Raw genomic sequence first — 11,598 nt, forward strand, 5'->3', positions numbered from 1 at the left:
GTTCACTCCTGTGGGAAACGGTGGGCCGGGGAAAGCGGTGGCCGCCGGATCAGCGGGTTCCGCGGTCGGCCTGCTCGATGATGCGGGTGACCGCGTCGGGGTGGCTCACGTAGACCGCGTGCGAGGAGTTGATCTCGGTGGTGTGGGCCCTGGCCCGCTGCGCGAAGAAGTGCTGCAGGTCGGGCGAGTTGGCGTGGTCCTCCTTGGTCAGCAGGTACCACGACGGGATGGTCCGCCACGCCGCCGCGGCGCTCTTGGAGGTCAGGAGGATCTCGTTCCCGGGGCGCTGCGCGACCGCCATCGCCGCGGCGGTCGCCGGGTCGACGTCGGCGGCGAAGGTCTCGCGGAACTTGTCCTCCTGGAGGTAGAGGTCCGTGCCCGCGGTGCCGTCCGCGGCCACGGTCGGCTCCTCCCGCAGCGGCAGCGGCGGGATCGGGTGCGGCATGGGCACGTCCTCCGGCCCGAAGATGGCCTCACCCTTGTCGGGCGCCAGCGCCGCCAGGTAGACCAGCGCCTTGACGTGGGGGTTGCCGGCCGCGGCGTTGCTGATCACGGCGCCGCCGTACGAGTGGCCGACCAGCACGATCGGACCCTTGACGTCGTTCAGCACGTCCTTGGCCGCCGCGGTGTCGGTGGCCAGCCCGCGCAGCGGGTTCGACACCGTGCGCACCGGATAGCCGTCGCGGGTCAGCTTCGTGATCACCGTGCTGAAGCCGGTGGCGTCGGCGAACGCGCCGTGCACCAGCACGACGGTCGGCTTCGGGCCCTTGGCGACCGGCTTGGCCTCCGGCGCGGAAGACGCGGACGCGGGCACCGCCATGGCGACACCGGCGACCACTGCGGCTGCGCCCAGGGACAGCATGGCAGTGCGGATGCGGGTTCGGGAGAACATGACATCACCTCTCTAGAACGAACGTTCTGTCCGCTCCACTATTGTCATGCCTCCGGCTCCGCCACAACCCCGAACGCCCTGCTCCACAGGAGACGAACGTCTCATGCGTGCTTCGCCACTGGCGCTTGCACGCGAAAAGCCCGGCGCCGCTTGTCAGCAGCGCCGGGCTCGTGTCAGCCGAAGTCCTCCCGTCAGCCGATGCGCACCTCGATCGCGTGCCAGCCGGACGCGCCGTCCGGGGCCGGCGGGGCCGGGGTGCTCGTCTGCGTCACACCGTTGCGGTCGGTCGCCCGCACCCGCAAACGGTGGTCCCCCTCGGTCGCCTGCCACTGGTAGCTCCACTGCCGCCACGTGTCCGACGACACCGTGGCGGCCAGCGTCGCCTCCTCCCACGGCCCACCGTCCACCTGCACCTCGACCTTGGCGATGCCGGTGTGCTGAGCCCAGGCCACCCCGCCCACCATCACCGTGCCGGGCGAGCGCGTGGAGCCGTCACGCGGGGTGTCGATCCGCGACTCGGTCTTGATGGGCGCCTGCGCCGACCAGCCGCGCGGCACCCAGTAGGCGTCGAAGTCGGAGAACCGGGTCAGCTCGATCTCGGTGATCCACTTGCAGGCGCTGACGTATCCGTAGAGACCCGGCACCACCATCCGGACGGGGAAGCCGTGCTCGACCGGCAGCGGCTGCCCGTTCATCCCGATCGTCAGCAACGCGTCGCGCCCGTCGCGCAGCGCCTCGGTCGGCGTGCCGCACGTCCACCCGTCGACCGAGCGCTGGACGGCCTGGTCGGCGCCCGGCAGTGGGCCGGCCTCGTCGATCAGCGCCTTGATCGGGGTGCCGAGCCACAAGGCGTTGCCGATCAGGTCGCCGCCCACCTCGTTGGACACGCACGCCAGCGTCACGTACCGCTCGATCATGGGCCGCTGCAGCAGCTGCTCCCAGGTGATCGTGATCGGCTTGCGGACCATGCCGTGGATGCGCAACTGCCAGGTCGACGGGTCCACCTGGGGCGGGATCAGCGCCGTGTCGATGCGGTAGAAGTCCTTGTTCGGGGAGACGTACGGCGTCACGCCCGGCACCTGCGCCCCGGCCGGGACCGGCGGCGGCGCCTGCCGGGCGGCCGGCAGCACGACGTGGTCGCGCGCCTCCGCGACGGCCTGCCGGGAGGTCAGGAACCGGCCCGCCGCGCCGCCGGCGACCGCCAGCCCGGCGGCCCAGCCCACCCCCTTGAGGAAGCGCCGCCGGTCGTCACCGGAGGAGGCCTGCGGCTTGCTGCCCATCTCCAGCAGTCTGTGCAACACCCAGACGGCCAGCGCGGCCCCGGCCACGGTGGGCAGCCAGGCGAACAGCCCCGCGTCGTGGCGGGTCACCGCGGCGGCGACGCCGATCCCGGCGAACAGCCCGATGCCCGCCACCCCGAAGGCCCGGCGGTGCGCCGCGGCGACCCCGACCCCGTACGCATAGGCCGCGAGCAGGATCAGCGTCCCCACGATCAGGGCCGTCTTGTCGTGCACGCCGAACACCCGGATGCCGAAGTCCTTGACCGGTGCCGGCACGTTGTCGACCACGACGCCGCCCACGGCGAGCAACGGCGCCGACAACGACCCGGTCACGACGGCGACCAGCTCGGCCGCGCCCAACGCCACCGCCGCCGACGCCACACCGGCCAGCCCGGCGCGCACTGAAGATCTCACGCGCCAATACTGCGGCCGGGCCGCGCCGAACGGCACGTGAGTATCCCGACTGGAAAAACTCGGCCATCGATGAACGCCGGACGCGGCGCGCACGTCCAAGATCACTACGCCGACACGGAATTTCGGCCCGATGTCAAATCTGTGAACAAGCTGTTAGTGACAAGGGTGACCGCGATCACTACCGTGTAGCGTACGTTACATACAGGAGGTCGCATGGGGGTCAACTCCACTCAACCGACTCTGGTGCTGCTGCACGGCGGCGGGCCGGGAGTCGACGCGGCCGGAAACTGGCGCACGGTGCTTCCCCGGCTCGCCGAGCACTTCGACTGCCTCACCCCCGACCTGCTCGGCTTCGGCTCCGAGATCGCCCCCGGCGCCGCCGGGCTGCCCCGGGGGCCGGCCGCGTGGGCACGGGCGCGCAGCGACCAGGTCCTGCGGCTCCTCGACCGCGGAAAGCTGGGCCGGGTCCACCTGGTGGGCAACTCGGCCGCCGGCGGCGCGGCCGCCCTGGCCCTGATCGCGGCCGCCCCCGACCGCGTCGGCCGAGCCGTCGTCATGGGCGGCGCGGGCACCGGACCGTTGCCGCCACGCGTGCCGTTCTACGAGGATCCGACCCGCGACTCCATGCGGGCGACGCTGGGGCGCCTCGTCGCCGACGAGGACGACCAGAGGGAACTGCTGGACGAGCTCGCCGCCGTCCGCTACGAGCAGGCGCTGCGCCCCGGGGCGGAGGCGGCGTTCCGCGCGATGTTCGCCCCCGACCCGGCCGGGACCACGCCGGCCGACCTCGCCGCCGTCACCCGGCCGGTCCTCGCCCTGCACGGCGAGCGCGACCGGGTGAACTCCCCCGACGTGTCGAAGCGCCTGGTGGCGGCCCTCCCGCAGGCTCGGCTAAAGGTCGTGGCCGGCGCCGGCCACTGGATCCACGTCGATCGCCCGGCCGAGTTCTGCGAGCACGTAGAAAGGTTCCTCCTGTCATGAATCGTGCCAATGACAACCCCGAGAAGATCGGCGTCCTGGTGGTCGGGGCCGGACCGACCGGGCTGACCCTGGGGCTCGACCTGGCCCGGCGCGGCGTGCCCTGCCAGGTCATCGAAGCCGGCACGGAGCGGCCGGTGAACCCGCGGTGCAACACGACGTCGGCCCGCTCCATGGAGATCTTCCGGCGGCTGGGGGTGGCCGACGACGTACGACGGGCCGGCCTGCCCGGTCACTACCCGACTTCCGTGCAGTACCGCACGACGATGCGGGGCACCGAGCTCTTCCGGCTGCCGTTCCCGTCGTCCGACGACGTGCTCAGCGGCATCGGACGCGCGGACTGGCCGACCCCCGAGCCGCAGCACCGGATCTCCCAGATCTTCCTCGAGCCGATCCTGGAGGAGCACGCCCGCCGCACCCCGGGACTGACCCTCGAGCGGGGCTGCCGCCTGGTCGAGCTGCGCGAGCACCCCGGCCACGTCGAGGCGGTCGTCGAGTCCGGCGGCCAGACCCGGAGCCTGCTCTGTGACTACGTCGTCGGCTGCGACGGCGCCCACAGCGTCGTGCGCCGCGGCCTCGGCGTCCGCTACGAAGGGGTCGAGGCGATCCGCAACTTCGTGTCGACGTTCGTACGCTCGCCCGAGCTCGGCCGGCTCGCCGCGCGGGACCGCGCCTGGACCTACTGGACCTTCGCGGACGGGCTGCAGTCCTCGCTGATCGCCATCGACGGTGGGGACCGCTGGCTGCACCACGTCGCCTTCTCGCCGGACCACGACACCAGCACGGAGGATCCCGAGAAGCTCCTCACGGCGGCCGTCGGAGGCCCGATCGACCACGAGGTCCTGGGAACGGTCCGCTGGACCGGGCGGCAACTCGTCGCGACGACCTACCAGCGGGGCCGGGTCTTCCTGGCCGGCGACGCCGCGCACATCTGGATCCCGGTCGGCGGGTTCGGGATGAACACCGGGATCCAGGACGCCGTCACGCTCGGGTGGATGCTCGCCGCGGTCCACCAGGGCTGGGCGCCGGCCGAGCTGCTGCAGGCGTACGAGAGGGAGCGCAAGCCGGTCGGCGACCAGTTCGCCGGCGCGGTGGGGCGGGCCGCGCAGGCCTCGCTGGCCGAGGTTCCGGACGAGATCCACGCCGAGGGCGCGGACGGTGACCGGGCCCGCCGCGAGCTCGCGCAGCGGCTGGCGCGGACCGAGCCGCACCGCTACTCCCCCGACGGGTTCAGCTTCGGCTACCACTACGCGCACTCCCCGCTGGTGCTCGGCGGTGCGGACCAGCCCGCGATCGAGATGGGCGCCTACGAGTCGCGGGCCCGGCCCGGCTTCCGGCTGCCGCACGTCTGGCTGCCGGACGGAAGCTCCGTCCTCGACGTTCTCGGCGCCGGCTTCACCCTCCTCCGCACCGGTGACGTGGACGCGGAGAAATGGCGTGCGGCGGCGGCCGGGCTCGGCGTCCCGCTCACCGTGTTCGACCTGCCCGCGCAGTGGCCGGACCGCTTCCCGTCCGACTTGATCCTCGTCCGCCCCGACCAGCACGTGGCCTGGATGGGAACCACCGACGCCCGCCCGGACGACGTCCTCGCGACCGTGACCGGCCGCCGCCTCGCCTCCCCGGCGTCCTGACCGCAACTGGAGAGAACCACATGGCATACGCACTGGGCATCGACGTCGGCGGCACCTTCACCGACGCCGTCGCCGCCGACGGGGTCGACCGCATCGTGTCGGCCAAGACGCACACGACACCGCCCCAGCGCGAGGTCGGCGTCATGCGCGCGATCGAGGAGCTCGCCGCCGAACTCGGGATCGAGGTGAGCGAGCTGCTCGCGCAGACCGACTTCATCGCGCACGGCACGACGGCCTCGATCAACGCGCTCGTGCAGGGCACGGTGGCCGACGTCGGGCTGATCGCCACCAAGGGCCACCGCGACTCGATCTACATCATGAACGCCGAGGGCCGTACGCTCGGCCGCTCCGCCCACGAGATCCAGGACACGCTGCGGCAACGCAAGCCGGCGCCGCTGATCCCGAAGTACCGGGCGCTGGAGGTCACCGAGCGCGTCGACTACTCCGGCCGGGTCCTCGTCCCGCTCGACGAGGACGAAGTCCGGCTGGCCGCGCGGACCCTGGTCGAGCAGGGCGTCGAGGCGATCGCGGTCAGCCTGCTCTGGTCGTTCAAGAACCCGGAGCACGAGCAGCGCGTACGGCAGCTGATCCACGAGATCGCGCCGGACATGTACGTCACGCTCTCCTCCGACGTGAGCCCGCGGATCCGCGAGTTCGCCCGCACCTCCACCACGATCATGAACGCGCAGATCGGGCCCCGGCTGCGCACGTACCTGACGCCGCTGCAGCAGCACCTCGAGGACGGCGGCCTCAAGGGCCCGCTGCTGGTCATGCAGAGCGAGGGCGGCACGATCACCGCCGACCGCGCCCCCGAGCACGCCATCACGACCGTCGGCTCGGTGCTGTCCGGCGGCGTGATCGGCGGTCAGCGACTGGCCGCCCAGCTCGGGCACCGCAACGTCATCACGACCGACGTCGGCGGCACCACGTTCCTGGCCGGGCTGATCGTCGACGGCGAACCGGTGATGGCCCCCGGCTCGATCGTCAACCAGTTCCCGATCAACGCCGCGACCATCCAGGTGCACACCATCGGTTCGGGCGGCGGCGCGCTCGCGTCGGTCGACGCCGGCGGCAACCTGCGCCTGGGCCCGCAGAGCGCCGAGGCGGTGCCCGGGCCGGCCTGTTACGGCAACGGCGGCACCCGGCCGACCAACACCGACGCCAACCTCGTCCTCGGCATCCTCGGCGAGCGCGGCCTGCTCGGCGGCCGCAAGCCGTTGTCGAAGCACCTGGCCCGCCAGGCCATCCGCGCGTACGTCGCCGAGCCGCTCGGTCTCACCGTCGAGGAGGCGGCGATCGCGATCCACGAGGTGCAGAACGCGCAGGCCGGCGATCTGCTGCGCCGGGCCGTCGTGCAGGCCGGCTACGACCCCCGCGACTTCGTCGCCTACGCCTTCGGCGGCGCCGGTCCCGCCCACTGCGCCGGTTACTGCCAGGACCTGGGGGTACGCGAGGTGGTGGTGCCGCTGGGCCCGGTCGCCTCGGCCTTCTCCGCGTACGGGCTGGCCGCCTCCGACGTCGTGATCAGCGTCGAGCATTCCGACCCGTCGGCGTTCCCGGTCGGCCGGGAGGTGCTCGAGGCGCACTTCGACCGGCTGCGGGCCGAGCTCGACCGGGCGCTCGACCGGCAGAAGGTCAAGTTCTCCGAGGTGACCCTGCACCGCGAGATCGACCTGCGGTACTCGATGCAGGTCTACGAGCTCTCCGTCCCGGTGCCCGACGGGCCCTTCACCGACGGGACCGCCCAGGAGATCTTCGACCGCTTCGAGCAGCAGTACGAGCGGATCAACGGCTCCGGCGCCGGCTATCGCGAAGCCGGGGTGCAGGCCATCACGTACCGCCTGCGGGCCAAGGCGAGCCTCGGTTTCCCGGTGGTGCTGCCGGAGATCGACGAGGCGCCCGGCCCCGACCCGTCGGCGGCCCTTCAGGAGACCCGCTCGGTCTGCCTGGACTCGCGGATCGGCTATGTGCCGACCCCCGTCTACGACTACGCGCTGCTCCGGGCCGGCCACGAGATCCCCGGCCCGGCCGTCGTCGACGTGCCCACCACGGTCGTCGTGATCCCGGACGGCGTTCTCGGCCGCGTCGACCGCCTCGGCAATCTCGTCATGAGCTACCAGTGAGGACCCCCGCCATGCGCACCACGATTCCCGGGTCGGAGACGTTCACCAGCCGCCCGCTGCCCCGCGCCGAGATCCTCGAGCGGATCTCGCCCGCCCTCGCCCTGCACCAGATCGACGACGACCAGGCCGGTGCGGTCAGCGCCCTGACGTACGAGGTGGTCCGGCACCGCCTGTGGGCCATCACCCAGGAGATGGGCGAGACGCTGCGCCGGATGTCGGGCTCGCACGTCGTCACCGAGTCCAACGACTACAACTTCTCGATCTGCGACGAGATCGGCGAGCAGGTCCAGGTGGGTACGTACAACATCGGCCTGATCGGGTCGATGGACCTGGCCATCTTCTGGACCCTGCAGCACCGCAGCGACAACCCGGGCATCGAAGAGGGCGACATGTTCCTCTGCAACGACCCGTGGATCGGCGGCGGCCTGCACCAGAACGACGCGGCCATCCTGGCTCCGATCTTCCACGAGGGACGGCTGTTCGGCTGGACCACCGCCATCGCCCACCAGGTGGATCTGGGCGGGTCCCGGCCGGGGTCCTTCAGCCCCTCGGCCGACGACGTGTTCGGCGAGTCGGTGCCGACCCCGCCCATCAAGGTGGTCCGCGGCGGCGTGCTGCAACGTGACGTGGCCGACGCCTGGGTCCGGCGCTCGCGCCTGCCGCACCTGGTCGGGCTCGACCTGCGAGCCAAGATCGCGGCGAACAAGAACGCCGCCGACGGCATCCTGCGCCTCATTCACAAGTACGGCGCCGACACCGTCAAGGCGGTCATGCGGCGCATGATGAACGACGCCGAGACCCGCCTGCGCGACAAGCTCACCGGACTGCCCGACGGCACCTGGTCGGCCGTGGGCTACCAGGAGCAGTCCCGCACCGGCGACCGGGGCCTGCACGCCATCCACGTGGCGATGACCAAGCAGGACGACAAGCTGATCTTCGACTTCCGCGGCACCGCCGAGCAGACCGGGATCATCAACTGCCCCTACCCCGGTCTGCGCGCGGGCATCGTGTTCACGCTGCTGCCGTTGCTCGCCGGCGACATCCCGTGGGCCGCCGGCGGTCTCATGCGGTGCTTCGAGATCATCACCGACGAGCACACCATCACCAACGCCTCGTTCCCGGCCGCGGTCGGCAAGGGCCCGTTCGGCCCGGCGTGGGGCGCCGGCAACCTGGTCGCCGAGGTGCTCGCGAAGATGCTCGACGCCGAGCCGGACCACCGCCGCGACGTCCAGTCGATCTGCAACGGCACCACCGACCTGTGCGTCGTCTCGGGCGTCGACGTGCGCGGCGGCAGTCGCAAGGGCTTCGTGTCGCCGATCTTCGACGTGATGGCCGGCGGGTACGGCGCCCAGGTCCACCACGACGGCGTGGACACCGGCGGGCGACTGATCATCCCCGCGGCCCGGGCCCCCGACGTGGAGATGACCGAGTACCTCTATCCACTGGTCGCGCTCTGGCGGCGCGAGCAGACCGATTCGGGCGGCCCCGGCCGGCAACGGGGCGGGATGAGCGGATCGGTCTGCTACGTGCAGCACCCCGACCAGTCCGCGCCGATGTCCCTGGTGGTGTCGGGCACCGGGAAGGTGGCGAATCAGAACGTCGGCCTGGCCGGCGGCTATCCCGGCAACTCGCAGCTCGATCTGGTCGTCCGCGGCATCGACGTGCCGCAGCTGGCCGGCGCCCGGAGCATCCCGTCCGGGCTCGACGAACTCGGCGGCGAGGTGGAAGTGCTGCCGTGCGAGGGCGAGTCCGTGCTGGGCCGCGGCGACGCGCTCTACCTGCACTGGCAGGCGGGCGGCGGCTACGGCGACCCGCTGCTGCGCCCGGCCGCCAGTGTCCGCGCGGACGTCGAACAGTTCCGGGTCTCCCCCGGCGCCGCCCGCGACGTCTACGGGGTCGTGCTGGATCCCGGTTTCGAGATCGATGCCGAGGCCACCGAGCAGGCCCGGCGGGAGCTGCGCAGCCGGCGCGCCGCCGGGGCCGGTCTGGCCGCCGACGCCGTCGCTCCGCTGCCCGGGCAGCCGGCGCTCGACGACGCCCGCCGGCTCGACGACAACCTCGCAGTGGTGGACACGGACGGCGGCCGCACGGTCGCCTGCGTCCACTGCGGCGAGCTGCTCGGGCCGCTGACCGACGGGGCGTACTTGCGGCAGCTCGCCCAGCGGGACGCCCCGCTGGGCGAGGCGGGCCCGCACATCTGGACCGACCCGTCGGCCTACACCGACACCGAAGTGGTCTTCCGGCAGCTGTTCTGCCCGTCCTGCGTGACCGCGGTCTACTCCCGTGTCGTGCCGGTCGACCACCCGCTGCCCACCGACGCGCTCCGGTCGTTCGCATGACGACCGGGCCGGGCCGGGAGCTGCTGCGCGTCGAGGGGCTGACCAAGTCCTTCGGCGCGACCCGGGCCCTGGACTCCGTGGGCCTCACCATCCACGCCGGTGAGGTGCTCGCGGTGGTCGGGCACAACGGATCCGGCAAGTCGACGCTGGTGAAGATCCTGGCCGGCTTCCACACCGCCGACCACGGCGTCATCGACCTGCGCGCCGGGTCCGGCGAGCCGACCGAGCTGCGGTTCATCCACCAGGACCTCGGCCTGGTCGAGACCCTGTCGACCCGGGAGAACCTCGGGCTCGGCGGCGGGCGCAGCGGGCGGGCGTGGCTGCCGTTACGCACCGCGGCCGAGCGGCGGCTGGCCCGCGAACTGACCGCGCAGTTCGGTGTCGACATCGACGTCGACGCGCTGGTTCAGGAACTCTCGCCGGCCGAGCGGACGATCGTCGCGATCGCGCGCGCCCTGCGCGGCTGGGACTCCGGCCGCACCATGCTGCTGGTGCTCGACGAGCCGACCGCCGCGCTGCACGGCGCGGAGGTCGACCGGCTGATGGCGGTGGTGCGGCGGGTGGCCGAGCGCGGGGCCGGGGTGCTGTTCATCTCGCACCGGCTGGACGAGGTCCTCGGCGTCGCCGACACCGTGCTGGCGTTGCGCAACGGTCAGGTCGCCGGCCACCTGCCCTGCGCCGAGGTGGACTACGCCGGGCTGGTCGAGCTGGTCGCGGGCAAGGCGGTCGGCACGCTGGAGCGCCGGGCGGCCACGGCCGGCGACCCGGTGCTGCGCGTCCGCGGGCTGGCCGGACGCTCGATCACCGGACTCGACGTCACCGTGCACGCCGGGGAGATCGTCGGGCTGGCCGGCATCCTCGGCTCCGGCCGCGACGAGGTGTGCTCCATGATCTTCGGCGGGCGGCAGCGCAGTGCCGGCAGCGTCGAGCTGACCGGCAACCCGCTCGCGCCCGGAGACCTGCGGTCCGCGATCCGGCACGGTGCGGCGTTCGTGCCGGGCGACCGGCACGCCGACGGCGCCGTCATGACGATGACCGCCGCCGAGAACCTGATGACGGTGCGTGTCCCGGGCACCGAAAGCCGCTGGCGGCGGATCAGCAAGGGACACGAGGCCGGCGAGGCGGCGACGTGGTTCGCCACGTGCGGGGTCCTGCCGGCCCGGCCCGCCATGGAGCTGTCCCAGTTCAGCGGGGGCAACCAGCAGAAGGTCGTCCTGGCCAAGTGGCTGCGCACGCGGCCGCGGCTGCTGCTGCTGGAGGAGCCCACGCAGGGCGTCGACGTCGGCGCCAAGGCGACGATCCATCAGCTGATCGCCGAGACGGCCGGCGGCGGAACCGCCGTACTCGTCGCCTCGTCCGAGGCCAAGGAACTCGCCGAGCTGTGCGACCGGGTGCTCGTGCTGGCCGATGGCGTGGTCACCGCCGAACTCACCGGCGCCGAGCTGACCGAGTCCCGGATCCTGCGGGCGAGCGTGCCCGCATGACCGCCACCGACACAGGAGAGCGCGACCGCATGACCGCGATCAGCACCCCGGCCCCCCGCAACGCCTGGCGTGACCTGCGCCGGGCCCTGGCCTTCCGCAACATCAGCGCGATCTACATCCTCCTCGTGATGGTCGTGCTGTTCTCGATCCTCGCGCCGGACACGTTCCCCACCCTCGACACGGTCCGGATCATCCTCACCGACCAGGCGCTGACCGCGATCCTGGCCGTCGGCCTGGTCGTCCCGCTCGCCGCGGGCGCCTTCGACCTCTCGATCGGCTCGCAGCTGGGCCTCGCCGCGATCGTCGTCGCCTGGCTGCTGGCCGAGCAGGACCTCGGGCTCTGGACCGCGATCGCGGGCACGCTCGCCGCCGGCGTCGTCGTCGGGCTGCTCAACGGACTGCTGATCGTCAAGGCGAAGATCAGCTCCTTCATCACCACGCTCGGCATGAGCTCGGT

Annotated in this window: 8 protein-coding genes; 6 read left to right on the forward strand and 2 right to left on the reverse strand. The window is 72.4% G+C overall.

Translation table 11 applies throughout. The features are described from left to right. Positions 1–49: 49 nt before the first annotated feature. Together RBH18_RS04565 and RBH18_RS04570 are read right to left on the reverse strand one after the other, a co-directional pair. Positions 50–892: an alpha/beta hydrolase gene (locus tag RBH18_RS04565; protein WP_306204637.1), complete on the reverse strand. Its 843-nt coding sequence runs from the start codon at positions 890–892 to the stop codon at positions 50–52. Positions 893–1,083: 191 nt separating this feature from the next. Then, a complete protein-coding gene (locus RBH18_RS04570) occupies positions 1,084–2,586 on the reverse strand; it encodes a molybdopterin-dependent oxidoreductase (protein ID WP_306204638.1) in 1,503 nt (500 codons plus the stop codon). A gap of 213 nt (positions 2,587–2,799) precedes the next feature. On the opposite strand from RBH18_RS04570, the gene RBH18_RS04575 reads away from it, so the two are divergent. From RBH18_RS04575 to RBH18_RS04600, 6 genes are all read left to right on the forward strand, one after another. Then, a complete protein-coding gene (locus tag RBH18_RS04575) occupies positions 2,800–3,567 on the forward strand; it encodes an alpha/beta fold hydrolase (RefSeq protein ID WP_306204639.1) in 768 nt (255 codons plus the stop codon). Next, positions 3,564–5,195, forward strand: a complete 1,632-nt coding sequence (locus tag RBH18_RS04580) for an FAD-dependent monooxygenase (RefSeq protein WP_306204640.1) — start codon at positions 3,564–3,566, stop codon at positions 5,193–5,195. The genes RBH18_RS04575 and RBH18_RS04580 overlap by 4 nt, the downstream gene beginning before the upstream one ends. A gap of 20 nt (positions 5,196–5,215) precedes the next feature. Continuing rightward, positions 5,216–7,318 carry a hydantoinase/oxoprolinase family protein gene (locus RBH18_RS04585; protein ID WP_306204641.1) on the forward strand — a complete coding sequence of 701 codons (2,103 nt, stop codon included), beginning with the start codon at positions 5,216–5,218 and terminating at the stop codon, positions 7,316–7,318. A gap of 11 nt (positions 7,319–7,329) precedes the next feature. Further along, entirely contained in the window at positions 7,330–9,657 is a 2,328-nt protein-coding gene (locus RBH18_RS04590; protein WP_306204642.1) for a hydantoinase B/oxoprolinase family protein, read from the forward strand. Further along, positions 9,654–11,141: a sugar ABC transporter ATP-binding protein gene (locus RBH18_RS04595; RefSeq protein ID WP_306204643.1), complete on the forward strand. Its 1,488-nt coding sequence runs from the start codon at positions 9,654–9,656 to the stop codon at positions 11,139–11,141. The genes RBH18_RS04590 and RBH18_RS04595 overlap by 4 nt, the downstream gene beginning before the upstream one ends. Further along, positions 11,138–11,598: ABC transporter permease (locus RBH18_RS04600; protein WP_372338859.1), on the forward strand; the 461-nt coding region annotated here is incomplete at its 3' end. The genes RBH18_RS04595 and RBH18_RS04600, both read left to right, overlap by 4 nt.

The sequence above is a fragment of the Actinoplanes oryzae genome (assembly GCF_030757795.1).
Classification (GTDB): Bacteria; Actinomycetota; Actinomycetes; order Mycobacteriales; family Micromonosporaceae; genus Actinoplanes.